Raw genomic sequence first — 26,671 nt, 5'->3', positions numbered from 1 at the left:
TGAAAGCATCCCGTTCCTACGATGACGCTTACTATTTGTAAGCCCTGAAAGCCGCATCAGTCAGGTCGAAATCGCGTATATCTTGAGTTCGAAAAAACAAGACATCAGCAAGTATTTCCGTCCGATACGCGTGCAAATGCGTCCCCACCTCATGGCGGGAGACTGCAGGGAATTAAAATTAAAGGGCCCGTAGCGAGCCGGGATACAACGCAGGCTGGTCGACATGTCGACCAGCTGCACGACGTCGGCATTCGTTGATACCGACGGTCATTCTTGGCACATGAGCACGCTATGGCGCAGTGAGCACAAATTCGATCTCGACCCGCCGGTTCGGCGCCAGGCATCGCACCAGTTCATCGCGATTTGTTTGCTGGCAGGTCACCAGCTGATTCGCACTACCCTGCCCCCGCGCAGTAATCGGCAATGTCACGCCGTGCTTGCTCAAGTACTTCTCCACCGTCTGTGCACGCTGCAAAGACAGGCTTTGATTATATGCATCGCTGCCAAGGCGATCGGCGTAGCCCGTGATCTTCAACTGGCGTATTGCGGGAGCTTTCTTCAGGCCAGTCACCACGTCATCGAGACGTTGCTTGCCGGCCGGCAGGATCGCGGCTTCATTGCCGCCGTCGAAGCGGAACAGAGAGTCCGCTCGTAGGGTTATCTTTTGAGGTACCTGCGTCACGGCTACCTGTGCTGGCGTCTGCTTAACCTGCTCGCATTGCAAGGCCGTTTCCGCGGATTTTCTCAAGTTGTTCTGGATCTCCGGCAGGCGCTTCTCCGCCGTGGAAAAACTTCGCATCCATGCGTCATGCCCGGCTTGCATCAGTTCAACTTCGGCACAGGCGAGAGGCCGTTGCGCCTCAGGACATTCCGCGATGGCAGGATCAGACTTGATGGTGTTAACAATCTTCCACAAATCGGGGCGTACGGTGGACACCGTGCGCAACGCCGGGTTAGCCGCGGACAATGGTGTACCGCTTTCAAGGCCCATCGTGATCATTGCGGCCTGACCGATCGCTTCCTCAACGAAGCCCCAGTGATCATTACCCTGGCGCGCCTGTTGGCCGGCGTCTAACCAGCATTGCGCCTTCGCGTGGAAATAGCCGTTCTTTTCGCCCGGCACCTGGTCGAGCCGCCGTTGCAAAGACTCAAGTGCCGTGCGGCTGCTGATAATCGGAGCATAGGTGTCGACCCATTGTCCGTTGGCCGCGCCTGCGGCCTCGTTTTGTACGGCGCCGATGCCGGATGTCAATACGGTGGCATCTTCAATACCAAGCCGTTCACGCGCGGCGTGGCCCGCGCAACCTGACAAGGCCAGCGCGCATGCGAGGATCGTTAGCTGGAGTTTCATTCATTTTCTGCGTCGAGCGCATCTTCTTCAAGATGGCTGGAGTATGAAGAGACGCAGATAGCGGGGGAATGGGAAGATTCCTAGAATGACGTCAGAAAATTGTGGCTTTGGGGAAAGCCACGTCAAACGCTGGAAAGGCCCATCTCACGCCTTCACCGCCCGCGCCGCATTCCTTCCGCGCAACCACTCCAGCGCGAGCAACAGGCAAGTGGAAAACACAATCAGAATCGTCGCCAATGCTGCAATCGTCGGGCTGATGTTCTCACGGATGCCCGTGAACATCTGCCGCGGCAACGTCGTTTGATCTGCGCCGGCCAGGAACAGCGTCACCACGACTTCATCGAATGAGGTCGCGAACGCGAACAGCGCACCCGAAATCACACCCGGTGCAATCACCGGCAGAGTAATGCGAAAAAACGTCGTCACCGGATTCGCACCCAACGACAAACTGGCCCGCACCAGGTTGTAATTGAAGCCCTGCAAGGTCGCCGCCACCGTCGTCACGACAAACGGTACGCCCAGCGACGCGTGCGCAAGAATCAGCCCGATATACGTATTGGCCAATCCAAGCGGCGCAAAGAACAAATACATGCCGACACCGACCACCACCACCGGCACGATCATCGGCGAAATCAGGATCGCCATCAGCAGCGCCTTGCCGCGGAAGTTCGCCTTGGTCAGGCCGATTGCGGCCAACGTGCCGAGCACGGTCGCGACCACCGTAGCGGAGGGCGCCACGATAAAGCTATTCTTCGCGGCCATGCGCCATTCGTCGGATGCGATCAGGTTCTGATACCAGCGCAGTGACCACCCCGGAATCGGGTACACCAGAAACGTGCTCGATGAAAACGACAGCGGCACGATCGCCAGCACCGGCAAAATCAGATACAGCAGCGTCAACACAGCAAGCGCGCGCAACGCGAAGTACCACACACGTTCAACTAAAGACGTATGCGGCGCAAACAGGGGCTTGGCAAGTTTCATCGCGAGTAAGCTCCGTTCAGGCGATCAGCCGAGGCTCAGTGAAGAACGCGTGAAGCGTCCATAGATGACATACAGCACGAGCGTCGCGGCGAGCAGCAAACCGCCGAGCGCACACGCCATACCCCAGTTGATCGTCACGTTGGTGAAGTACGCGACGTAATAGCTGACCATTTGATCGTTCGGGCCGCCGAGCAGAGCCGGCGTGATGTAGTAGCCGATCGCCAGAATGAACACCAGCAAAGCGCCCGCACCGATGCCCGGATACGTCTGCGGCACATACACGCGCCAGAAAGCCGCGAACGGGTGACTGCCGAGCGAGATCGCGGCGCGCTGATACGTCGGCGGGATCGACTTCATCACGCTGTATAACGGCAGGATCATGAAGGGCAGCAGAATATGCGTCATCGAAATGTACACACCGGTGCGGTTGAACAGCAGCGACAGCGGATCATGCAGCAGGCCACTCGCGATAAGTGCTTTGTTCACCAGCCCTTCGCTTTGCAAAATCACGATCCATGCTGCAACGCGCACCAGGATCGACGTCCAGAACGGAATCAGCACGAGAATCATCACCAGATTCGCGCGACGATCGGACAGCGTCGAGATCCAGTAAGCGAGCGGGTAGCCGAGCAGCAGTGCGAAAAACGTAACGGCCGCGCCGATCACGAACGTGCGGCTGAACACGTGCAGATAGATCTGCTGGTCGGGATCGGTTTCCTTGATGTGACCGAACGCGTCCTGCTTATGGTCTAAAGAGGCCAGCAGATAGAACGGCGAGTACGCGCCAGCGTTCTTCGCGATTGCTTGCCAGTAGGCCACGTCGTTCCAGCGTTCGTCGAGTTCGACGAACTTGGCGTGCATTTGCGCGGGTGTCAGCGTCAATGGCTTGTTGTTGTCGTCGACGAATGGCATCGCGCGCGCGGACTTCGCGACTAGCGAGCGATAACCCGGAATCTCAACGTTCAGCCGCCGAGCCAGCGCACCCATGCCGTCGCTATCCGCAATCGCGGCGAGATCGGTCGCCAACGCGACGTAAGCAGCGTCAGGAGGCGGCGCCTTACGGTCCCAGGCGCTCAACGCGCTGAGCGTGTGCGGCAATGCGTTGACCACTTCAGGATTCTGCGCGGCGCGCGTCAACAACGCACCAATCGGCACGACAAAAATCAGCAGTAGAAAAATAGCGAGCGGCGCAATCAGCAGGAGCGCCATGGCGCGCTTCTTCGCCTCTGCGGCCTTCAGTTCACGCTTGAGCCTTACGCTCGACTCGGGCGTCGAATCAGCGGAAATCGTCATGCTAGTCACACCCGTCTCCTATCCCATGCACCAGCCCGTGCGCGCACATCGATCGGATCTGCGCACACGTCACATTGCATCGAACCAGCGCGGCTTCACTCAAAGTAAAGCCGCGCCGTCTCTCACATGGTTAATTACTTCGAAGCCCACGACGAAAAACGCTGTTCCAGCTCATCGCCATGATCGGTCCAGAACGCGAGATTCTGCAGCACGGCGTTCTTGCCGTTAGCCGGCGAATTCGGCAAATTCGCGAGCGTCTTCGGATCGAGCGACTTGATAGCCGCCACGTTCACCGGACCGTACGCGATGTTGTGCGCATAGTCCTGCTGCGGTTTCGACGAAATCGAATAGGCGATGTACTTCTCAGCCAACGCCTTGTTCGGCGTGCCCTTCGGAATCGCCCAATAGTCGAGGTCGTAAATGCTGCCGTTCCACACCACCTTCAGGTTCTTGCCTTCCCGCTGTGCGGCGTCGATACGGCCGTTGTACGCGGTGGACATCACCACGTCGCCCGCGACGAGGAATTGCGGCGGCTGTGCGCCCGCTTCCCACCACTGGATATTCGGCTTCAGTTCGTCGAGCTTCTTGAACGCGCGATCCTGCCCTTCCTTGGTGGCGAGGACCTTATAGACGTCCTTCGGCGGCACACCGTCGGCCATCAAGGCGAATTCCAGGTTGTAGCGCGCGCCCTTGCGCATTGCGCGCTTGCCCGGGAATTTCTTCACGTCCCAGAAATCGGCCCAGCCGGTCGGTGCGGTTTTCAGCTTGTCGGCGTTATAGGCGAGTGCCGTCGACCACACGAAAAAGCCCACACCGCAGGTCTGCGGCGCTTCCGGGATCAGATCGGACTTCTTGCCGATCTTCGACCAGTCGAGCTTCTCGTACAGCCCTTCGTCACAACCACGGCCGATGTCGCCCGATTCCACCTCCACCACGTCCCAGTTCACATGCTTCGCTTCGACCATCGCTTTCACTTTGGCCTGCTCACCGTTGTATTCGACGGCGGTGACCTTATTGCTGGTTTGCGTTTCGAACGGCTGGTTGAAGGCGACCTTTTGCGCGTCGCCATTCGCGCCGCCGAAATTGACGACTGTCAGTTCGGCTGCATTGACTTGCGCGGCGCCCAGCGCGAGCGCCACAGCACCGACAGCGATGGCGCAGCGCGATTTCCCGATCTTGCTCATGGTGTGTTGCTCTCCTTTGGTGGTGTACTTCAAGCTAAGTACAGTGCGACTTGTTATGTGCTGCTACGTGAACTGCCTTTTTTCCTGCGGTGAACTCCCTACGCCTCACACGACCTCACGCCCCTGCAAACACCCGCAGATGCTCAGGCGCAAACTCCAGCGCCACCGGCGCGCCAGGCGCGAAGGTTTCGAGTGCGTCGGTGCCGAGCGGCACCTTGACGAAACATTCGTCCTGTTCCGGCAGGCCGCAGCGCATGCGCACGTGGTCGCCGAAATAGATCAGCCCGCGCGCTTCGCCGCTCAGCGCGTTAGCGCCGGGCCGTGACACGCCGTTGGCGAGCTTCATGCGCTCGGGCCGGATGCAAGCGACCGCCGGCGTGCCCGCCCGCGCGCCACCGATATTGCGTCCCGTGAGTCGCGTGCCGTCAATCAGATGAAACTCGCAGTACTCGCCGTCGACGTTCGCAATCGTGCCGCGCAGCTTGTTGCTGTCGCCGATGAAGTTCGCGACGAACTCGTTGCAAGGGGATTCGTACAGACGGTCGACGGTATCGAGTTGCTGCACGATGCCTTTATCGAACACGGCGACACGGTCGGACATAGTCAGCGCCTCACCTTGGTCGTGCGTGACGTAAACGAACGTCACGCCCAGCTTCTCGTGCAATGATTTAAGTTCGTACTGCATGTGTTCGCGCAACTGCTTGTCGAGTGCGCCGAGCGGCTCGTCCATCAACACCAGTTTCGGCTCGAACACCAGCGCCCGCGCCAAAGCAATGCGTTGCTGCTGGCCGCCGGAAAGCTGCGCTGGATAACGCTTCGCGAAGCTCTCCATGCGCACCATCTTCAGTGCGTTATTCGTGCGATGCGCACGCTCCTCCGCCGAGAGTTTGCGCACCGTGAGCGGATACGCGACGTTCTGCTCGACCGTCAGATGCGGAAACAGCGCGTAGTTCTGAAACACCATGCCGATGTTGCGCTTGTGCGGCGGCACGGTATTGAGCAGCGTGCCGTCGAGCCAGATTTCGCCGCCGGTGGGGAATTCAAAACCCGCCAGCATCATCAGACATGTGGTTTTCCCTGATCCCGAAGGTCCGAGCAGCGTCAGGAATTCACCCTGGTAGATATCCAGATCGAGTTGTTTGACGACCAGCGTTTCGCCGTCGTATGTCTTGCGCACGCCTCGAAAGCTGACGATCACGTCATCGGTTTTCATCGCACTAGTCTCCTCTGCGGTCCGGCTGGTCCCCGCGACAAAACAGCGGGATTGCATTAATTGCGTGGCTCACTATAGTCCCTTACGGTTCTACAATATGGAACCATTTCATTATTCCGGATAGAACCACTTGGACACAGTGATCTTGTCGGACTGGCTTGCCGCGCGGCTCGACCGCTCGGCCGCCGAACCGGTTTACAGACAAACGTTGCGGCTGATGCAGCAGGCCATCCTGACCGGCCAGTTGCCGCCCGGCACCAAGCTGCCGAGTTCGCGCACGCTCGCCGAAGACCTCGGCATCGCGCGCAATACGGTGCTGCACGTCTACGATCAGTTGACTGCCGAAGGCTATGTGATCTCGACCACCGGCAGCGGCACCTATGTCGCCGACACGCGGCCGGACACTGCGGCGGTGAATACGCGCAAGAAGCCGGTAGTGGCGAGCATCGATACGGACAACGCCAAGCCAGCCCTCGAGATAACGAAGCCTCCAAAACGCGATGCAAGCGACCTCTCCACCCGCGGACGCAGGCTGATCGATCAGGCTGGCGTGTCCGCCAAACAGTGGGGGGCGTTCATGCCGGGCGTGCCCGATGTCGCCGAGTTTCCGGCGCGCACATGGAGCCGCCTGCAAGCCAGATTGTGGAAAGAGGCCAATCCCGATCTGCTGACCTACGCGCCGGGCGGCGGGTATCGGCCGTTGAGGCGCGCGTTGTCCGACTACCTGCGCGTCGCGCGCTCGGTGAATTGCACGCCCGATCAGATCATCATCACGACGGGCATTCATCAGTCGATCGATCTTGCGGTGCGTCTATTGACCGACGTCGGCGATCGCGCGTGGGTGGAAGAACCGTGCTATTGGGGCGCGCGCAGCGTGCTGCAATCGTCGGGGATCACGTTGGTGCCCGTACCGGTTGACGCAGAAGGCCTCAACCCGCGCGAACAGGATTTGCAACAGCCGCCGCGCCTCGCGCTCGTCACGCCGTCGCATCAGTATCCGCTCGGTATGGTGATGAGTCTCGCGCGCCGCCGCACGTTGCTCGAGTACGCGCGCCAGCACAACGTGTGGATCATCGAGGACGACTACGACAGCGAGTTCCGCTACGGCAGCCGGCCGCTCGCATCGCTGCAAGGACTCGACGACGCCGGGCAGGTGATCTACGTGGGCAGCCTGGGAAAGATGCTGTTCCCGGGTTTGCGGATCGGCTACATGATCGCGCCGGAACACCTGGTGGATACGTTCCGCACGGGCGTGGCCGAACTGTATCGCGAGGGACAATTGATGCAGCAGGCGGTCATGACCGACTTCATTATGGACGGCCATCTCACGTCACATGTTCGCCGTATGCGCGCGCTCTACGGCGAGCGGCGGCAGATTCTGATCGACGCCATCACCGCGCGTTTCGGCAGCGAATTGCCGGTGATGGGTGACGAGGCCGGTCTGCACCTGGTGCTCGGCCTGCCCGATCATGCGAACGATCGCGCGGTCACGGCAGCCGCTTACGATGCCGGTGTGATCGTGCGGCCGCTCGCCGCTTACTACAGCAGCGAGACGCCCGCACGGCGCGGACTATTGCTGGGATACGCGTGCGTGGCGAACGAAAAGATCGGTCCGGCATTCGACACGCTCGCGCGGGTCATCGAGCAGACGGCGTTAAAGAAAGCACCGACGCGCGCCGCTTAACTGCGCGCGTCACTTTAGCCCGAAGTCCACCCGCGTCGTGGCGCCCTTGTCCTTGATGCCATCCGCATTCAGCTTCGGCGCGACGATAAACACGCGGCTGCTGTCGATCTTACCTTCGAAATACTGCTGCACGGCTTGCGCCCGCTGCTGCGCGAGATCGCGCAAGCTGGCGTCGTTGATCGGCGCGTTGGCGGCCAACGCGGCCTTCATCTCATCGTCCGGCAGGCCCTTGGTCAAGCCGACAAAATTACGCGGCTTCTTGAAGTCGCCCGACTTATAGGCCTTGGTCAGATACTTGTCGTATTCCTTAGGATCCACGGTGACCGTCGACAAATCGACGCTTTCGCCGTTGCCCACCACGTCTTTGATCTTCTGCTGTTTGACCTGGCGTTCAACGTACTGCGTGCGCAAACCGGGTTCGTCGACGGCCGGATCGACGCGGCCAATCAGATCGATACGGATCGAACTCTTGTCGGCCAGCGCTTTCACGATGGTGTCGAGCTTCTTGTCCGCAGCGTCGGACAGCTTCGCCGACCCCGGTTCGAATTCGACGTAGCCTAATTCCTCGCCATTGCCGCCAAAGGCATTGGCGATCAGCGAGAACGGGGCGGTGACAGCCTTCTGCAGCAGATTGAGCACCGCATGCCAGATGAGGCCGCCGATGCTGAACTCCGGATTCGACAACGATCCCGATACCGGCAGATTCACGTCGATTTCACCGCGCGAATTTTTCAGCAGCGAGATCGCGAGACGCACCGGCAGCTTGGTCGCTGTATCGTTCTCGACGTGATCGCCGAACGTGAGCTGATCGATAAAAATATGATTGTTCGCGTTCAACTGATCGTTATCGAGCTTGTAATGCAGATCGACGTTCAGCTTGCCCTTGGTAATCGGATACCCGGCGTATTTCGCCGAATACGGCGTGAGGTTGGTGAGTTCGATATCGTGCGCGCTCGCCGTCAAATCGAGCGCCGGCTTCGCGATGAGCGGATTGACCGTGCCACGAATCGACAGCGGGCCATTGGCCGCCAGCTTCGCGGCAATGTCCACGGGCGCGGGTGTGGTCGATTGAGTGCCGAACGCGCCGACCGTGCCCTGGATGCCGACCAGGTTCGCCGTGAAGTTCGGTTTGATAAAGTTGTCGGTGTAGGTCACGCGGCCCTGTTGCAGCACCAGTTGGCCGAAGTGCAACTTAACGGGGCTTTGCGGCGGCGTTGCGGCGGTAACCGTGGCCGGGGTTGCTGGCGTTGCGGAAGAAGCCGGAACAGGCGCGGACGCCACCTCAGGCAACGAGGCCGCTTGCGGCGTCAACGGCACCGGCTCGGCGCCGCTCTTGTCGCGTGTCAGCGATTGCGCGGCGCCGCTTTGCTGCGCCACCACGTCCTTGAGATTCAGCTTGCCTTGCGCATCGAGCAGCACACGCCCATAGAACTTCGTGAACGTGACACGCCCCGCATCGACTACCGTGCCGTGCTCGTCGTAGTCGGCCTTCAGGTTGGTCAATGCGAGCGAACCCCATCCCGCGAACGGGTCGGACGTCGCCTTGTCGAGCATCCGCACGTCGACCAGCGCCACGTCGCCGCGGTAGGTCGCTTTGAGCGCCTTCGTCTGACTGAGCGCGAGATCGCCGGTCGCGTTGAGCAACGCGCTCGCGATCAACGCATTCAGCTTGTTGCCGAAGTACGGTTCGAAGGCCGCCGCATCCAGCCGGTTGGCATTTACCTTGACGGCCACCTTGAGCGGCGTCGCCGTGACGTTGCCTTTTACGCCGAGCGTGCCTTTCTTGTTGAGCGTGGCTTGCAGATCGATCGGCAGCGGCTTGCCCAGATCGTCGCTGATCTGCTGCACCTTCAGTTGCAGCGGCGTCACGCTCAGCTTCACCGGTCGCGGCGTGGTGTTGTCGGTGAAATTCGCGGTGGCGTCTTTCAGGTTGAGTTCGCCGATCTTGTAGTGCCAGGCAGGGCCCTGCTCCTGCGCCTTCTTGACCGCATGAATCGCCGTGCGCTGCTGCTCGGCCTGATGCGGACCGGCGAGCGCGGCGAGGTCGATACTGCCGTCTTTCAGTCTCTGTGCATTGATCACCAGGCCGGTCGTGTCGACGCCGGTAATATCGGCCGTACGTCCCACCACATCCACCTGCTTGACCGTCACCTGCCCTTGCGCAAGCGAGACAACCGGATCCTTGCTGCCGCGCGCCGCGAGTTTGAGCGATTGCAGATCAAGTTGGGTGTCGGTAACCATGACAGCGGTCGGCGATTTCGACCAGTTCGCGCCGACGTTCGCAGTGGCGGATAGCGCACCGTCCACCACCTGCGCGGCGGTCGCGGTATCGAGATAAGGTTGCAACAACGGCAACTTCAATGACTTCAGATCGAGCTTCGAACTGGCCGTCTTCGCGACGAGGCCGAACGCGCCCGCTGCGCCGAGCGAACCGCCGCCGTCCTTGAAGTCGGTGTTCAGCGTGTAGTGTGCGGGCGCCGTGGCGAGCGTCGAAAAATCGGTTAGCGTGACAGCCAGTTTTTGCAGGCCAACGTCGATCGGACGCGAGGCGGCTTCATCGTGAATGTTCACGGTGCCGTCGTTGAGTACGAAACGCTTGATCGACAGGTCGAGAGGCGGTGCGCTCTTGTCCGTGGTGCTTGCACCGGATGTAACGACGGGCGCGCTCGCCGCGTTTTCGGCGGTCGTAGTCGCGGTCGAAGCGGCCGCCGGTGCAGAAGCAGACGCCGATGTAGAAGTCTCCGCAGCAGGCGCAGGTGCGAACATCCGCTCGACACTCAACACGCCGTCTTTGTCACGCGCAAGATTGGCGCTCGGCGCGTCGATGCGGATATCGTCGAAGTGATACAGGCTCTTCAACGGCTCCAGCGTGCCGGCCGCCACATGCACCGCATGCGCCGCAAAGAACGGCGCCTTACCCTGATCGCGCACGTCCACGTCGTTCAGATCGACGGTGCCCGCCACGCGCAACGAAGGTGCGTCGTTGGACACGACAAAGTTGAGCTTGAGATCGGTGGACAGCTTGCCGCTCTGCACAATAACGGGCAGTTTGGTCGGCGCGTAGGACATGAGCTGCGGCACGTCGAGCCCGTCGAAGCGCAGCGACACTTCCGATTCGCGCGACGTGGCAAATGGCTTGGTCTTGCCGTCAATCGCCAGCGGACTGCCGTCGATACGCGCGCGCAGCAACGGCTCGACAAAGATATCCGTTTTCGAAGGCAGCGTAGCGATGAACGGAATGCCGAGCTTCCATTGATCGATCACGTGCGTTGCACCGAGCAGTTTGTCGTCGAACGTGATCTGGCCGTTTTCGAGGCGAATGTTCGATACCGAGAATAGCGTCGGCTTGCTATCGGGCTTAGCCGGCTGCTTCGAGAATTTCTCGATCAGGTCGGTGAAATTGAAGCGCTGCGCATCGTAGCGAACGATATGAAAGCGGGGTGAATCGAGTTGCACTTCGTCGACGATCGGCGCGCCACGAAACAGCGAGCTCCACGACGGCTTCACGATGAGCCGCGAAATATCGACAAAGTCGCCCGCGCCGCCACGCTCGCCAATATGCACGCGATCGGCTTCGAGCTTGAGCGTGTAGGGATTGAGCGCGATGCGGCCGATCGTAGCGGGCCGGTCGAGTTGCTTGCTGAGTTGCTGCTCGGCAATGTGTCGAATCAACGGCGGTGCCGCGAAAAAGCCCAGCAGACCGAACAATACGAGGAAGATCAGCAGACCCGTGATGACACGCCGGGTGCGGCGTGACTGCGCGACATCGCGCACGGTCTGCATGGAAGAGGCGATTGATGCTTTATTGAGGCTTGCCATGCTCGGTCTTGGGTAATGCGGCGACAAGCCCGCCGCGAAACGAAAATCCCGCAAGCGGCAGTATAAGTGGTGAATCTTACGCGGGATAGAAATGTAAGCCGTGGCTTACACATTGTTTCACGCTGCAGCACCGCATGTCCGCCGGCACGAAGCGGCGGACATGGGCTGATTTATGCGCCGCTCCTATCTTGTTGTCACAGCAGTGACGCACAGCCTTGAGCCACTTGAGGAACGTCATTGAGACGCTTCACTGAGGCACTGCGCCACCCCACTTCGCCGAGACATTTCAACGGCGAATTTCATCGATGCAACTCACTGGCGCACGACGGCCGGCGGTTGCCAGCTGCCGTCGGTCGCTTGCGGCTTCGGTGCATACAAACGCAGCACCAGTTGCAAATCGGCGCGCGGCGCCGGCAACCAGTTGCCACTCTTGCCGCGCGTTGACGACACCGTCACGTCAAGCGAACCGTCGCGATTGCGGCGAGCGCCGTTGCGATCGCCGACCGCGAGACGCGCCGGCGCGCTTTCCCCTAACGCGCCGTCCTTCGTGTAGGCGGTAATCGACCAGAAACCGCGCACCGGCGGCAGCTGGTTCGGTGCGAAATGGATCACGTAGCGGTTTGCGCCGTTGAGAGCATGACCGTCGCTGTCCTGAGTGACGACCGCGCGCACTTCATCGTCCTTCGTGCCGATGCCCGGCTGGGTCACCGCGGCGTAAGCGCGCATGGCATAGTCGGGGCCGTAGTTGCCCACGCCGTCGCCGAACCAGCTCCAACCGTTGCCGGTCAGCAGGTTGGACGGCGGTGTCACGACGCGCTGGTGGCCGTCGGCCAGGCCCGCGGCAATTGCTTCGGGTGCGTTCGGCAGTTGCACCGGATCGCCAGGCGTCACGCCGAAATCCGAAAGGATCTTCAGCGCATGAGGATCGGCCGGCGTCGGCGGGTTGTCCGGCAACGCCTGCGCGAGCCGGCTGAAGAAGCCGTTCGCATCGAGCGCGGCGACTTGCGCGGCCGGCGCGCCGGAAACGGCCGCGGCATCGGCAGCATTGCTGCTCGGCGGCGTAATGGATGCCGAGCGCGTGTTGCCCGCGTAGACGCTCAGCGGCGCGACGCGAATGGCGCGCTGCAGCTTGCGCACCGCCGTCAGATCGCGGGTGCCGTTCGACTGAATGCGCACGCTCACCCACGCATTGCGGGTCGGCACGTCGACGCGCTTCACGCCCTTGGGCAAATCGCCCTGCCAACCCGCGCCGACGAACGCAATCGTCTGCGACTTGATACCTGAGGCGCGGGTGGCGAATTGCGAACTGGTCGACCAGACGACGTTGGTCCACATGTCGAGCACGCGGGCGTCGACATAGCGGCCGTGCGAGTCAGGCAGCGAGACGATAACCGGCTCGCTGCCGACGTCCAGCCAGCCAGTCGAATCAAACGTATCGAGACTCGGCTGCAACGGGTTGGCTGCGCCGATCGGCGGCAAGGCCTGCGCGTGGCGCAGCGTATTGATCGGCGCCTGGCCGGGATCGGTGCCGACCGCCGCGTCGCGCGCGAGGCCCATCAGCACCAGCGGATAGCCGAATACGTATGAATCGGCGACTTCGTCCTTGATCCAGCTGTTGGTTTTTTGCGTCGTGGACGGCGTCGACGCACAACCAGCTAGAAATGCGAGGCCTGCGAACGATGCGCAGGTCCAGTGAAACGAAAACAGTTCTTGGCGATTTTTTATCATTCGTTCAGGTGGCAGAACGTGCGGTCCTAAGGGAGGCGTCGGTGCGCAGAGGAATCTGTTTGCGTGGCCTCCCTAAGCCCAGCGCAGCCAGGTCGCGGCTCGCGATTCCGACAACATCGGGTTGTATCGTATCCTTGCTCACCAGGCAAGCGCAAAGGCAGGAATAGCGCCGGGTAATGCGCGCGAGGACACCATATAACGTGCGGTTGTCAATTTTTGTCACTCCCGCGCAGGTTCTTGCCTGGCTGATCATCACCTGACGGGCCGGCCAGGCGTGCCACCAAAAACACCCTTGACCTTCCCATCATGGGAAGGTCGATACTGGGTTCATGATGCGGCCCAATGCCGCGACGAGCCTGCCTGCCATGACCGAACTTGCCACACCGCTGCGTCCCGCGGACGCACCACCCTCCAGAACCACCGAACTCGACATCGGCGGGATGACTTGCGCCTCGTGCGCGATGCGCGTGGAGAAGGCGCTCGCGAAGGTGCCGGGCGTCACCGGCGTGTCGGTGAATCTGGCGACCGAGACGGCAACCGTCAATCTTGGCGACGTGGCGCCCGCCGCAGGCACCACGCCCGACGCGTTGATCGCCGCGGTCAAGAAAGCGGGCTACGAGGCGACGTTGATCGCACCGCCGGACGCGCCGGCATCGGCGGCAGGAAATGCCACTCCCACCTCCGCCGCCGCCGACAAACACAACCAGACGCGCCGCGAACTGGCGGCCGTGCTCGCTTCCGCCGTGTTGACGCTGCCACTCGTCCTGCCGATGGTCGGTGAATGGTTCGGCTTGCACGCCATGCTGTCCCCCTGGCTGCAATTCGCTCTCGCCTCGATCGTGCAGTTCGTATTCGGCGCACGCTTCTATCGCGCGGCCTACCGTGCGGTCCGGGCCGGCGCCGGCAACATGGACTTGCTGGTGGCGCTCGGCACGTCGGCGGCCTATGGAATCAGCGTCTACGAACTGGCGACCCATCCGGGCGACATGACACATCTGTATTTCGAAGCGTCGGCGGTCGTGATTACGCTGGTGCGTTTCGGCAAGTGGCTCGAAGCGCGCGCCAAGCGCCAGACTACGGATGCGATCCGCGCGCTCAATGCACTCCGCCCCGACCGCGCGCGGATCCGCGTCGGCACGGACGAACGCGAAGTACCGCTCGCGCAAGTGCGGGTCGGCACGGTGGTGATCGTGCGTCCCGGAGAACGCGTGCCGGTCGACGGCGCGGTACTCGAAGGCCGCACCCATATCGACGAGTCGCTGATTACGGGCGAAAGCCTGCCAGTGCCGAAGCAACTGGCCGATCCGGTCACCGCCGGGTCGATCAACGGTGAAGGCGCGATTGCGGTGACGACCACCGCGATCGGCGCGGAGACCACCCTCGCGCGAATCATTCGCCTCGTGGAAAGCGCGCAGGCCGAGAAGGCGCCGATCCAACGTCTGGTCGACCGCGTCAGCGAAATCTTCGTACCGGCGATTCTGGCGATTGCTGCGCTCACCCTGGTGGGCTGGCTGATCGCGGGCGCGGGTGGCGAAACCGCGATTCTGAATGCGGTCGCCGTGTTGGTGATCGCCTGCCCGTGCGCGCTCGGACTGGCGACGCCCGCCGCCATCATGGCCGGCACCGGGGTCGCGGCGCGGCGCGGTGTGCTGATCAAGGACGCCGAGGCATTGGAAACCGCGCATCGGGTGAATATCGTCGCGTTCGACAAAACCGGCACGCTGACACTTGGGCAACCGTCGGTGACAGCGTTCGAGGCGATCGGCGGCATGGGGCGCGACGAAGCGTTGGCGCTCGCAGCGGCCGTGCAGCAACAGAGCGATCATCCGTTGGCGCGGGCCGTGGTGAAGGCGTATGAAGTGGCGTCGCCGGTCGCGGCGGCATCGCAAGTTCCGACACCCACGGCCAGCGCCGCACGCGCGGTGCCCGGCCGTGGCGTGGAAGCCGACGTCGAGGGCCGCACCCTGGCGCTCGGCAGCACGCGCTGGCTCAACGAACTCGGCATCCCGCTGACGCCGCAACTCGCCGAGCGCGCCAAACAGCTGGAAGCCGCCGGCAACACGGTTTCCTGGCTGATGCAGCGCGCGCCGCTTGCGCCCGCCGCACTCGCACTGATCGCCTTCGGCGACACCGTCAAGCCGACCGCCCGCGCGGCCGTCGAACGGCTTGCCCAGATGGGCATCAAAAGCGTGCTCGTTACCGGCGACAACCCCGGCAGCGCGTCGAGCGTCGCCCTGGCACTCGGCATCGACGAATTCCACGCCGAAGTGCTGCCCGACGACAAGGCCCGTGTCATTCGCGACCTGAAGATCCGCAGCGCCGGCATCGTCGCGATGGTGGGCGACGGCATCAACGACGCCCCCGCGCTCGCAGCCGCCGACATCGGTATCGCAATGGCGACCGGCACGGACGTCGCGATGCAGGCGGCCGGCATCACGCTGATGCGCGGCGACCCGGCATTGGTGGCCGACGCCATCGACATTTCGCGCAAGACCTGGCGCAAGATCCAGCAGAACCTGTTCTGGGCGTTCGTCTACAACCTGATCGGCATTCCGCTTGCCGCTTTCGGCTTGTTGAACCCGATGCTGGCCGGCGCGGCGATGGCGTTTTCAAGCGTAAGCGTCGTCACCAATGCGTTGCTGCTGCGCACCTGGCGCGGCGCGTCGGCTCGGTGATGCATTGGCGGGGTGACGGGCAATATCGTGGAAGAGGCCAGGTACGCGCGATCACGGCGGAAGTTAGCCTGGCGTGAGCGTGGCGGCAACACTAACAGCGCCACGCAATTTCATCAAAACTCCACGTCCAGTTCGTCGATTTCCTCCACCTCCTGCTGCGCGTCCGCGATCCATTGCTGCATTTCGGGCAGCGCCATGATGCGCTGCCCATAGTCGACAATTTCCGGATCCAGCTTGACGTCGTAGGTCACGAAACGCGTCACCACCGGCGCGTACATCGCGTCCGCCGCACTGAGCTCGCCGAACAGAAACGGGCCGCCATACTGCTTCAGGCACTCGCTCCAGATCGTCACGATGCGGTCGATGTCCGATTGCGCCCGCGCCCACACCTTGAAGCCCGGAAAATGCGCTTTCAGGTTCATCGGCAACGCGGAGCGCAGCGAACCAAAACCCGAATGCATCTCGCCGCAAATCGAGCGGCAATGCGCTCGCGCGCGGATATCTTTCGGCAGCAGCGCGGCTTCCGGCTTCACCTCATTCAGATATTCGGCAATCGCCAGCGTGTCCCAGATCTTGATGCCGTCATGAAAGAGACACGGCACCAGAATCGACGGTGATAGCAGCAGCAATTCGGCGCGCGCGGCGGGATCGTCGATCGGCATCACGATCTCTTCGAATGGCAGGCCGCTGAATTTGGTCAGCAGCCAGCCGCGCAGCGACCACGACGAATAATTCTTGCTGCTGATGGTGAGCGTGGTATTCGCCATACGATTCTCCTCCAGATGAGGCGTTCGTCCGACGCCTGACGATGCACATGCACGTTGTCGTGCGCGGACGCACCAAAGCGCGGCAAATTCAGCCCGCCCCCAAGACTCGCGCAAATGCTATGCCAACGTGCAGGGACGGCCGCGCCAGTGCGACGGCATGATTGGCACATGACTTGCCTCTATTTGGGCTCCTTCCTTTCCTGCACTCGTGCGAAGGTTATGAACCTGTTCGCATATCCCACATACCAGGCTTTCGCCGACATGATGCTGCCGATGCGGCACGGCGCTGCGCTGGTGAATCATTCGCTCGACGCCTGGCCCGCGTTCGGCGACACGTCGCATGGACGCTCGATACGCGCGGCCTGCGAGTTGTTGACACTCGCTGGACTCACGCCTGTCAGACCGCCGTTCGGCATCGATAGCGTGGTGGCGGAAGGCAAATCCGTACAGATCGTCGAGGAAGTCGCCGCGCATACGCCGTTCTGTTCGCTGTTGCATCTCCGTAAAGACACCACGCTTTCGCATCCGCAGCCGCGCGTGCTGGTGATCGCGCCGATGTCCGGCCATTTCGCGACGCTGCTGCGCGGCACCGTACGCACGATGCTGGCCGAGCACGATGTTTACATCACCGATTGGCACAACCCGCGTGATGTGCCGCTGAGCCAGGGGCGCTTCGGTTTCGACGAATATGTGCAGCATGTGATCGATTTCACCGAAACGATCGGACCGGGCGCGCATTTGCTGGCAGTGTGTCAGCCGACGGTCGCCGCATTGGCCGCCGTCGCGCTAATGGCCGCCGACGACAACCCCGCGCAACCCGCCAGCATGACGCTGATGGCCGGCCCGCTCGACACGCGCATCAACCCGACGCGCGTCAACGAACTGGCCAAAAGCAAGCCGCTCGAGTGGTTCGAGCAGAACCTGATCAGCGCGGTGCCGTTCGGTTTTGCGGGCGCGCACCGTCGCGTGTATCCCGGCTTCGTGCAACTGACCGCGTTCATGTCGATGAATCTCAACCGCCATCTCGACTCGTTCGAGACCATGTATTACGAGCGCGCCAAAGGCGATCCGGCGAAGGCCGATACGATCCACACCTTCTATGAAGAGTATTTCGCCACGATGGACCTGACGGCGGATTTTTATCTGGAGACGGTCGATACAGTTTTTCAGCGGCATGCGCTGCCGTTAAATGAACTCGAGGTGAAGGGGCGGCTTGTGGAGCCTTCGAAGATTCGACGTACTGCACTGCTGACCGTGGAGGGTGAGAAGGACGATATCTGCGCGGTCGGGCAAACGCTCGCTGCGCAGGATATGTGCGACAAGTTGAGGCCGTATCTGAAGACACATCATGTGCAGACGGGTGTGGGGCACTATGGCGTGTTCAATGGGCATCGCTGGGAGCGGCAGATCTACCCACGCGTGCGGGCCGTGATTTACGACAACGAACCGCGCGCGGTGCTGGTGAGTTCCCGGGCGCGAACGATTCAGCCGGTATCGGTGGCCGCGGCGACTGAGGTTATGGCGGCAGCGCCGGCCGCAGCGGCGGTGGTCGGTGTAGAGGTCGGTTCTGCAGCAGCAGCGGCCACTGGCTCGCCGGGCGCAGTTAGCTCCGGCGGCGTCGCCAAGCCTCAGCAGGCGTCACGGGCGCCGCGCCGGCGGCCGCCCGCGACACAATCGTGAGTCAGGCCACCGCGCTCTTCCATGGCTGCACGGCCGGCACTTCGCACGGACCTTCGACTTCGATCGACTTGAAATCGGCCGGCGAGACGATCTCGATGTACTCCATATCTTCAGAGTAATCGAACAGATAGTGGACGATGCCCGGCGCCTGATGCACGCAATCGCCGGCGGCGACGAGCGTCTCCTTGTCGCCGTACATGAAGCGCGCCCAGCCCTTCAACATGATCACAATGTGGAAATCGGCCTCATGACGGTGCCAACCGGTGCCTTGCTCTGGTGCGTGATTCGCCTTGACGAGTTGCGCGAGCACCTTGCCGCCGGTTGCCTGCGCGATGCCTAAATCGCGGTATAGAAAAAAGTCGCGTAGGCCCTGATCCACGTAGGACGTGTCTTGCGGACGGATATGGCTGAACTGCGTAGCGAATTCGGTGGACATGATCGCGCTCCTCTTGAGTGAGCCGGCAGTTGAAAACGACGCGTTGGAGCGTCGGTTGCAAGCATCAAGCGGGCCAGTTTGCGCGGGAGGCTTCGCGCCGTGTAAGGGCGATGAGGTGGTTGCAGCGCTGCGGTGTTCGGAAGCGATGTTGTGGGCGCCGCGAGGCTTTGCGTGAAGGCGGTAGCGTGGATGCCGCGCCGCTTCGCTCGGAGGCGATCATGCTGAGACCGCGCCGCGCATGCGCGACACGGTGTGCTTCAAACGCTTCGGCTGATGCCGACCGTTATGCGGTCGGGCGGAACATCTGGAACATCTCGCCGATTTCTGCGTAGTCCGCGCGGTAGCCCGCGCGCATGACCGGTTGCGCAGCGTGGGTGTCGAACAGACCGTTTTTCAGATAAGCCTCGTTGATGTGGACGCCGACCACTTGCCCGAGCGACAGGTAGTTGTCCATCAGCTTGCCGTCGAGGGTATGTAGACGCACCACTTGCAGCAGCTTGCATTCGAGCGCGGCCGGCGATTCGGCGACGTGCGGCACGGCGACATTACGGCCAGGTGCGGGCGTAAGGCCCGCGAGTTCGAATTCGTCGACATCGGACGGGACGGGTGCGGAGGAGTGGTTCATCTGCTCGGCGAGCGGCTTGCTGGACAGATTCCAGACGAATTCACCGGTCGCCTCGATGTTGGCGATGCTGTCTTTACGGCCTTCGCTGCAAAAGCCGATGATCGGCGGGAAGCTGGCGAATGCGCCGAAGAAGCTGTAAGGCGCGAGGTTCAGCGTGCCGTCGATGGCGCGTGAGGAAATCCAGCCGATCAGGCGCGGAGCGACGATGGCCTTGAATGGGTCGTGCGGGAGGCCGTGACCGGCAGCCGGGTCGTAAAAGTAATGGGGCATGGTTTGTGTTGGGGTTTGCAGGTGAGGCGGGAGGTATTTATACCGCAGAGTCGCCAGGGCTGCTGGAGCGGGAGAGAAGCGGACTGCTGCGATTCGTGCCTCCTGTGATTCCGGTTCATCGGTTGGCTTCGCGCTTCGTCTTAACAGGCTTTAAGCTGTAAATTACAATTACAGCCTATAACCTGTTTATTCTATTTACAGCTTATTGGCTGTATTTTCGTGATACAGTCCAAAGACTGTACGAGCCCGAAGAAAATCCAATGGATTACGCTATCAAGACGCTAAGTCAGCTCCGTCCCATTCTGCTCGGCTTCCGCAAGTCCGCAGGGCTCACACAAGCTGCGGTGGCCGAACTGCTAGGCATCACGCAGCAAAGCTACGCGCAACTGGAAGCCAATCCGGCATCGGCAAGCGTAGAGCGACTTTTTAAGGTCATGCGTTTGCTGAACGTGGAGTTGCGCATGAGTCAGGCATCGTCCGCGCCTGACAGTAAACCAGCGCAGGCCAAGACACCGAAGCGTCAACAACACGTCCCCGCCGCAAGGAAAGCGAAATCTCCGCCGGTCGCCAACCGCTCAGGCCGCCCCCCAAAAGCGTCGAGTTCGAAGCAACCCCTTGGGACAATCACGACCAAAAAGAAACGGGAAAACTGGTAATCATGGCGCGCCGCTCTCAGACACAACGACTCAACATCTGGATGAACGGGCTGCCCGTAGGCTACTGGGAAAAAGCACGGGAAGGGGATCGCCTGAGTTATCTCAACGAGTGGATCGAAGACGAACAGGGGCGCCCCCTTTCCTTATCGATGCCGTTCACGCCTGGGAACCAACCGTACCGCGGCGACGTGGTCAGCGCATTCTTTGACAATCTGCTTCCCGATAGCGATGCGATCCGCCGGCGGTTGGCTCAACGGCATCGCACGGGCAGCACGAACGCGTTCGATCTGCTGGTAGCGCTTGGCCGGGACTGCGTCGGTGCGATCCAGCTACTCCCGCCTGACGAGCAACCCACCGATCTCTACGATATCTCTGGAACGCCGCTATCCGAGCCGCAGATCGCGTTGCTACTGCGCAATGCCACCTCAGCGGCGCCGCTCGGCCAACACGATAGCGGTGCGGATTTAAGGTTATCCATTGCCGGGGCTCAGGAGAAAACGGCGCTGCTGCGCCACGACGAACAGTGGATCTACCCGACTGGCAGCACGCCGACCACGCATATCTTCAAGCTCCCACTCGGCCTGGTTGGGAACATGCAGGCGGATATGCGAACCTCGATCGAGAACGAATGGCTGTGCTCGAAAATCGTATCGGCGTATGGACTCCCCGCGGCGAACTGCGAGATTGCAACGTTCGAGAATCAGAAAGCGCTCGTGGTCGAGCGTTTCGACCGTAGGTTGTCGAGCGACGCGAGCTGGATCGTGCGCCTTCCGCAGGAAGACATGTGCCAGGCTACCGGACGGCCCTCACATCTGAAATACCAGGCCGACGGCGGGCCGGGTATCGCAGAGATCATGGACGTGTTGCTCGGCTCGGAAAACGCGGATCAGGATCGGCGGCAGTTCTTCAAGACTCAACTTGTGTTCTGGCTAATGGCGGCAACGGATGGGCATGCGAAGAACTTCAGTATTTTTCATCTGCCGGGCGGGTTATACCGGTCGACGCCACTTTATGACGTCCTCTCCGCCCATCCGATCATTGGACCCGGGCGCAGTCAGATTGCGCGTCAGAAGGTAAAGATGGCGATGGCCGTTCGCGGTACTACCAATCACTATCTGATTGAAAAGATTCAGCGGCGGCACTGGATCGAACAGGCTCGACAGGTTGGGTTGGGAAGCGAGACGGCGCAAGACATCATTGCCGAAGTGGTTGACGCGACTGATGATGTGATCAATGCGGTGGGCGCCAGGGTCCCTTCGGGATTTCCTGACGGATTGGCGGAATCGATTCTGGGTGGGATTAGAAAGCAGAAGGATAAGTTGGCGGCGGCACCGGTCAGCGCAAGCCTCTATGACTGACCGTTGATTATCGTTTGATGGATTTGCCTATCGGCACCGCTCACTTTGATCGCCCTGCAAACGCACCGAGTCGCAGAAAGTGAAAGCCTGGACTAATAGGCATAGCGCCATTAACCGCGACTAATCACCTGCTTGCGGCCTGCTTTGACTTGCGACAAATGGGCGTCGTCCCATTCATAAAAACCCGCGCCACTGCGCACACCCACACGCCCTGCCTCTACTTGCGCACGCAGCAGATCGAGCACGTCTTCGTCCTTCGCGAGTTCCGGCATCAGATGCGTGGAGATGTCGAGAAAAGTGTCGAGGCCGCCCATGTCCGCGCCTTCGAGCGGCCCGACGATCCCCCACCGGCGTCCGAGCGACGCCTTCATAACCCGATCGACCACCTCAGGCGTCGCCGCTCCCGAACGCACGATATTCAACGCCTCGCGCAGCACCGCGAACTGCAGCCGGTTGCCGACAAAACCCGGAATCGCCTTCGCCAGCACCACCGGCTCCATGCCGATCGCGCTCATCAACGCTGCGGTACGTTCGGTGACTTCCGGCGCGGTCGCGGTACCCGGCACGACTTCGACGAGCGGGATCATGTGCGGCGGATTCCAGAAATGCGCGATCAGAAAACGCTCCTTCGCGCGCAATGGAGCAACCAGTTGATCGGGCGGAAAACCGCTGGTGTTGCTCGCGAGAATCGCATCGTCTGCCATCAACTCAGCCAGCGCCGCATACAGGCGATGCTTCAATTCGAGCACCTCGGGAATCGCCTCGATTACGAATTGCGCCGATGCCATGACGTCGAGTTGCGCATGCGTTTCAATGCGCGCGAGCGCCGACTGTTTGGCGGCATGGCCGATGCGTCCGGCGTCGATCAGCTCGTCGAGCACCGCTTCCGCCTTCGGCGCAACGCTCGCGAGGCGCGCCGGGTCGACGTCGTGAACGATCGTCCGATGCCCATGCAACGCGCTTTGCGTCGCAATGCCGACGCCCATCAATCCCGTGCCCACTACGCCTATGACTGCCTTGTCCACGCCGCTCTCCTGCTACTGTCGATGAAAGCGCTCAAGCATAGCGCAGCGCGCCGTTTTCCAAGACCGAATGCGGCAAAGCCGGTCTTCCGTGAGGAAGGACCGGCTTTGTTGACTTCACGCCGTGTTATGCGGCGCCGTCATGCGCGCATTAGTAGCGCGGGGGCGGGCGATGGTCGTCATGGTGATGCGGATCGTAGTCGTGCGGATGATGACGCATCCAGTCGTCATGAGCCCAGTAGCGGTGGCCGTCGTAGTAACGATCGCCGTGCCAGCCGATGTTGATCGACACGCCCACCGGCATCATGTGCGGCTGACCGTAAACCGCCGGTCCCGGACCATTCTCGACGATCACCCGTTCCTGGGCGAAAGCACTGCCGGCTGCGAGCAACGCGCCGCCTGCCAGCAGGGTTGCAATGATCGAACGCGACGTCTTGTTAAAGGTTTTCATAGTGACCTCCCATGCAAAGTTTTGTATCAAGCCAGCGCCCGTGTTCGGTCGACATCGAACCGCAATTTCGGTTCGGACCAGACGCCGTACGCTTGAAACCAACTTTAGCGGGGCAAACCGCATGAAGACGTGAGCACTTGTAAGCGTACATTTCAATGAAAGGGACTGATGGATGGCAGCCCTTTCAGCGTTCGCCGCTCGTCTACAGCGCATGCGCGATGGATCACCTGGATGGCACGACAGCGCCGTGTCAGCTGTCGTTACATTCATTTCGGCCAGGAAATATTCTGAAAGACTGGAATTGGGCGGTAACCGCACAAAACAAAAGCCACGGCACGCGTTTCGCGGGCGGTGGCTTCAATGGTGCGAGTGCACTCGACGTGCGCGCCCATGCGCGATGGTCCGCGCTCAGGCTGTACAACTTTGCTTTTTAGTCGCTCAGCTTGATGCCGAACAACGTGGATTGCGCTCTGCGCATACGCTCTGCTTCGCGGCTACGCGCTGCGTACGAGTAGTCCGAATCCAGCGGCAGATGGGGCGACGCAAAGAGGTCGCTGACCTTTTGGAACAATGCAAAAATGAAGCTCATGGCGACTCCCGGTTGGTTACTGCATTTGCTAGGGTTTTCCCTTAAGAAAGATTATAGGGTTTTCCCTAGGCAAAAGCTAGTGCAATGCAGCAATTTCTCTGGTGTGGTGTGTTGTCACAGGGTTTTGTCCATGGTGCGTTGCGTCATGACTACGTCCCCGTTTTTGATATTTCAGGGTCAAAAGCGTCTGCTTACTGAAGGGGGTCGACTGCAGCTTCCTGCTGCGCGTGGATTTCGTGCTCGTCACGCTTTTGGGAAGGTTAATTGCGGCGGCATCGACGGCGGCGGATGGATGCCTTACGCGCCTATTCTGGGCGGGGTTGCAGAGAGGCCGAATCGGAAGCGGGAAGCGGGAAGCGGGAAGCGGGAAGCGGGAAGCGGGAAGCGGGAATATACGCCCGACCGACTGCGCCGGCACAACGATCCGCCGCGGCCGGCTAACGCCGGCGCGGCAGTCGCGGAAGATCAGTGCGAGTTGGTGACTTTCGGCTTGTGAGCGTGCTGTGCGCGCACGCCGCGTTTGCCATGAGCCGGCGTAGCCGCGGCCGGCTGAGGCGCCGCGGGCGCGGTTGCGTCAGAAGCCGCATTGGCCGCCGCCGCGTTGGCCATCGCCATGTGCGTGTCGAGCAAGCTGGCCATGGCGGCCTGCTGGTTCTGCATCAACTGTTCGATGCGGTGCTGCTGGGCCGTGGTTTCACGGGTCAGGCGCATCAGCAGCACCGTCTGCGTGATACCGATCGCGACCGTCATGAGCAATGCGCCCACCACGATCGACAGCATCCACTTCATGCGGCGTGAATGATCGGTGGCGGCGAGGCGTTGATCGGCGATCACGCCGTATAGGGCATCGACGGTATCCGCGAAGGCCGTCGCACGCGCGCGGTCGAGTTCAGGCGCGGCCCGCAGCGCTGCCGCGGCTGCTTCGGCGCGCTGGGTTTCCCGGAAGGACGGCGCAGCAAAAGCGGCGTTTGTGCGCGTGGCCGATGCCGGTGCGGATGCGGGTGCGGGTGCGGGTGCGGGTGCGGGTGCGGGTGCGGGTGCGAGCGTAGATACGGACACATCGCCCGATGACTTCGCAACTGGCTTCGGCTCAGCAACGGCCTCACCGGAATCAGACCCAGACCCAGACTCAGACATAGTCCCAGACTCGGATGAAGATAAAGCGGAAGACAAAACTCGCTCAGCTCCCACATTCGCACCTTCGGCCCCGGCCACTTCTCGCGAAGCCGTTGTCGCCTTGGCAAAGGTCGCCGCGAAGCGCTGCGGCGGCATAGACGGCCTGGCACCACCAGAAGTCGATACACCCGCCGCATCCGTCGTCGAGGCAGCCGACTCAGCCGCCTGGCGCAGCGCGGTCACGCTGCGCGCCACGGTCGCCGCCGCCATCGCAGACGTCAGCGGCGCAGCCGCTTCACGTGCCGATGCCGCCGGCTTCTCTTCAGCCGACGCCTTCGCTGCCGCCTTCACCTCCCCCAAACCCGGCTCGCCAACAGACAATGCCGCAACCTCCACGACCTCCGTCTCCAGTCCGCTCAATTGCGCATTCACCGGCGCCGGTTCATCGGATTTCGCAGCCCGAGGCGCGCGGCGCGCCGCCCGTGCCTCGGGCGACATGCCGTCGGCATCGATCGCGCCAACCGCGGCCAGCACGACATCGGGTAGTTCAAAACCATGCAGCGTGCCTTGCCGGACGTCGATGTTCATCGCCTCCAGTGTGGCGCGGGTCGGATCGTCGGGGAACAGGTCGAGCGTGCTGTCGTCGCGCGAGGCATCGCTCAGTTGCGCGAGACGTTGTGCCGAACGCGCGGCGCGCGCCAGCTTGTTTTCAGTTTCGGTCGAGACGGTGGCCTGCCGCCGCTTCTTCGAAGCGGCGCGCTGAGCCCGGGACTGCGTGGATGCTGCGGAATCTGCCATAGAGAAAAAAGCGGTCGTCGCCGGAAAGCGGGCGCAGAGCACCGCTCGTCAAAGCCATTGGAATTTTTCGAGACCGCATTGTCGCATGGCCGCCCGCCCCTGCCGAAGCCATTCGCCGACGATTTTCCGCTTTTAAGACGACGTCGGGTCCTGCCGGAACTGCTTGACGCCGTGCAGTTGTCGCAAGCGCGCGCAGATCGCCTCATATTCGGTATTCGACACGCGATGCAACGTGATCACGACTTCATCGCACTCCGGCACGTCATCGCTTTGCTGCATCACGAACTGTTTGACGCGTGGGCTCGCCGCGCCGAGCTCGTCGTGCAGCGAATGAAATGTCATGGTGCCGCGCTCGACGATCATCGTCAGTTGGCGCCGTTGCTTCACCGTGATGAAGCGACGTTCGAGCGGTTTGATCCCGGCGAGAATAATCAGAATGATGATGGTCGCGGCGATCGACGCCGTGTACAACCCGCCGCCCACCGCCAGCCCGATCGCGGCGACCGACCAGAGGCTTGCCGCCGTCGTCAACCCGCGCACGATTTCGCCACGCAGCAGGATCGAACCCGCGCCGAGAAAGCCGATGCCGGAGACCACCTGAGCGGCCATCCGCGACGGATCGAGCACGACATGATCGCCCGAGAGCACCTCGGCAAAACCGTAGGCCGACACGATCATGATGAGCGTCGATCCAACGCAGACCAACATGTGCGTGCGCAGCCCCGCGGCCCAGGAAAGCCGTTCACGCTCGAAGCCGATCACGCTGCCGAGCGCAGCGGCCAGTATCAGACGGGAAATGAGTTCGAGGTTCCCCAACATTGCTTTTCCTCCTTTTCTGAAATTATTTGAAGCGTATTCCGCGCGGGTAGCGGAGTGTCAGCGGCAGCCGTTTGCTTTATGCTTGGCCGCACACCGCCGCGCGGCTTGCCAGGATGGTCGTCATGCAGCTTGCGAGCCGCCTCATTGCAGACC

General features: G+C 61.6%; 20 protein-coding genes. 5 read left to right on the top strand and 15 right to left on the bottom strand.

Features of this window, described 5'->3' with window-relative positions; all coding sequences use genetic code 11:
• Positions 1-289: 289 nt before the first annotated feature.
• The 5 genes from PQQ95_RS18540 to PQQ95_RS18520 all read right to left on the bottom strand — a co-directional run bounded on the left by PQQ95_RS18540 (position 290) and on the right by PQQ95_RS18520 (position 6,025).
• A complete protein-coding gene (locus PQQ95_RS18540) occupies positions 290-1,351 on the bottom strand; it encodes an OmpA family protein (RefSeq protein ID WP_408438970.1) in 1,062 nt (353 codons plus the stop codon).
• Positions 1,352-1,495: 144 nt separating this feature from the next.
• Positions 1,496-2,335 (bottom strand): ABC transporter permease, encoded by an 840-nt coding sequence (locus PQQ95_RS18535; protein ID WP_169487987.1) that lies wholly within the window; start codon positions 2,333-2,335, stop codon positions 1,496-1,498.
• A 24-nt stretch (positions 2,336-2,359) separates the two neighbouring features.
• Positions 2,360-3,628 (bottom strand): ABC transporter permease, encoded by a 1,269-nt coding sequence (locus PQQ95_RS18530; RefSeq protein ID WP_408439122.1) that lies wholly within the window; start codon positions 3,626-3,628, stop codon positions 2,360-2,362.
• A 134-nt stretch (positions 3,629-3,762) separates the two neighbouring features.
• Positions 3,763-4,812: an ABC transporter substrate-binding protein gene (locus PQQ95_RS18525; protein WP_408438968.1), complete on the bottom strand. Its 1,050-nt coding sequence runs from the start codon at positions 4,810-4,812 to the stop codon at positions 3,763-3,765.
• Between the two features lie 115 nt (positions 4,813-4,927).
• The gene (locus PQQ95_RS18520; protein WP_175049712.1) at positions 4,928-6,025 is read right to left on the bottom strand and encodes an ABC transporter ATP-binding protein; all 1,098 of its coding nucleotides are present in this window, start codon (positions 6,023-6,025) and stop codon (positions 4,928-4,930) included.
• Positions 6,026-6,155: 130 nt separating this feature from the next.
• Here PQQ95_RS18520 and pdxR point away from each other — a divergent pair, with 130 nt between their 5' ends.
• Complete coding sequence (pdxR, locus tag PQQ95_RS18515) at positions 6,156-7,709, top strand: MocR-like pyridoxine biosynthesis transcription factor PdxR (RefSeq protein WP_408438966.1); 1,554 nt, start codon at positions 6,156-6,158, stop codon at positions 7,707-7,709.
• 9 nt (positions 7,710-7,718) lie between these two features.
• On the opposite strand, the gene PQQ95_RS18510 is transcribed toward pdxR, so the two are convergent.
• Positions 7,719-11,528, bottom strand: coding sequence for a DUF748 domain-containing protein (locus PQQ95_RS18510; RefSeq protein ID WP_408438964.1), 3,810 nt, complete (start codon positions 11,526-11,528; stop codon positions 7,719-7,721).
• Positions 11,529-11,840: 312 nt separating this feature from the next.
• Positions 11,841-13,256 carry a DUF1254 domain-containing protein gene (locus PQQ95_RS18505; protein WP_408438962.1) on the bottom strand — a complete coding sequence of 472 codons (1,416 nt, stop codon included), beginning with the start codon at positions 13,254-13,256 and terminating at the stop codon, positions 11,841-11,843.
• Positions 13,257-13,621: 365 nt separating this feature from the next.
• On the opposite strand from PQQ95_RS18505, the gene PQQ95_RS18500 reads away from it, so the two are divergent.
• Entirely contained in the window at positions 13,622-15,931 is a 2,310-nt protein-coding gene (locus PQQ95_RS18500; RefSeq protein WP_408438960.1) for a heavy metal translocating P-type ATPase, read from the top strand.
• Positions 15,932-16,044: 113 nt separating this feature from the next.
• On the opposite strand, the gene PQQ95_RS18495 is transcribed toward PQQ95_RS18500, so the two are convergent.
• Positions 16,045-16,698 (bottom strand): glutathione S-transferase family protein, encoded by a 654-nt coding sequence (locus tag PQQ95_RS18495; protein ID WP_408438959.1) that lies wholly within the window; start codon positions 16,696-16,698, stop codon positions 16,045-16,047.
• 219 nt (positions 16,699-16,917) lie between these two features.
• Between PQQ95_RS18495 and PQQ95_RS18490 the strand changes: the two genes are divergently transcribed.
• Positions 16,918-18,378 (top strand): polyhydroxyalkanoate depolymerase, encoded by a 1,461-nt coding sequence (locus tag PQQ95_RS18490; protein ID WP_408438957.1) that lies wholly within the window; start codon positions 16,918-16,920, stop codon positions 18,376-18,378.
• Position 18,379: 1 nt separating this feature from the next.
• Here the strand turns inward: PQQ95_RS18490 and PQQ95_RS18485 are convergent, their stop codons facing one another.
• A complete protein-coding gene (locus tag PQQ95_RS18485) occupies positions 18,380-18,814 on the bottom strand; it encodes a cupin domain-containing protein (protein WP_153142139.1) in 435 nt (144 codons plus the stop codon).
• 283 nt (positions 18,815-19,097) lie between these two features.
• Positions 19,098-19,709: a flavin reductase family protein gene (locus PQQ95_RS18480; protein ID WP_408438955.1), complete on the bottom strand. Its 612-nt coding sequence runs from the start codon at positions 19,707-19,709 to the stop codon at positions 19,098-19,100.
• Positions 19,710-19,969: 260 nt separating this feature from the next.
• Here PQQ95_RS18480 and PQQ95_RS18475 point away from each other — a divergent pair, with 260 nt between their 5' ends.
• Together PQQ95_RS18475 and PQQ95_RS18470 are read left to right on the top strand one after the other, a co-directional pair.
• On the top strand, positions 19,970-20,365 hold the full coding sequence (locus tag PQQ95_RS18475; RefSeq protein ID WP_408438953.1) for a helix-turn-helix transcriptional regulator: 396 nt from the start codon (positions 19,970-19,972) through the stop codon (positions 20,363-20,365).
• A gap of 2 nt (positions 20,366-20,367) precedes the next feature.
• On the top strand, positions 20,368-21,723 hold the full coding sequence (locus PQQ95_RS18470; protein ID WP_408438952.1) for a type II toxin-antitoxin system HipA family toxin: 1,356 nt from the start codon (positions 20,368-20,370) through the stop codon (positions 21,721-21,723).
• 110 nt (positions 21,724-21,833) lie between these two features.
• On the opposite strand, the gene PQQ95_RS18465 is transcribed toward PQQ95_RS18470, so the two are convergent.
• The 5 genes from PQQ95_RS18465 to PQQ95_RS18445 form a co-directional block, all read right to left on the bottom strand.
• Positions 21,834-22,748: a 3-hydroxyacyl-CoA dehydrogenase family protein gene (locus PQQ95_RS18465; protein WP_408438951.1), complete on the bottom strand. Its 915-nt coding sequence runs from the start codon at positions 22,746-22,748 to the stop codon at positions 21,834-21,836.
• 148 nt (positions 22,749-22,896) lie between these two features.
• On the bottom strand, positions 22,897-23,196 hold the full coding sequence (locus PQQ95_RS18460; protein WP_408438949.1) for a hypothetical protein: 300 nt from the start codon (positions 23,194-23,196) through the stop codon (positions 22,897-22,899).
• Between the two features lie 430 nt (positions 23,197-23,626).
• Positions 23,627-23,785, bottom strand: a complete 159-nt coding sequence (locus tag PQQ95_RS18455; protein WP_167470499.1) for a hypothetical protein — start codon at positions 23,783-23,785, stop codon at positions 23,627-23,629.
• Positions 23,786-24,250: 465 nt separating this feature from the next.
• Complete coding sequence (locus PQQ95_RS18450) at positions 24,251-25,699, bottom strand: hypothetical protein (RefSeq protein WP_408438947.1); 1,449 nt, start codon at positions 25,697-25,699, stop codon at positions 24,251-24,253.
• 132 nt (positions 25,700-25,831) lie between these two features.
• Positions 25,832-26,518, bottom strand: a complete 687-nt coding sequence (locus PQQ95_RS18445; protein WP_408438945.1) for an MgtC/SapB family protein — start codon at positions 26,516-26,518, stop codon at positions 25,832-25,834.
• Positions 26,519-26,671: the final 153 nt, after the last annotated feature.

Origin of the sequence: Paraburkholderia caffeinilytica, assembly GCF_046030355.1 — a bacterium.
In the GTDB taxonomy this organism is placed as follows: Bacteria; Pseudomonadota; Gammaproteobacteria; order Burkholderiales; family Burkholderiaceae; genus Paraburkholderia; species Paraburkholderia caffeinilytica_B.
The sequence above is the reverse complement of the archived record's forward strand: the minus strand, read 5'-3'. Positions and strand labels throughout refer to the sequence as shown.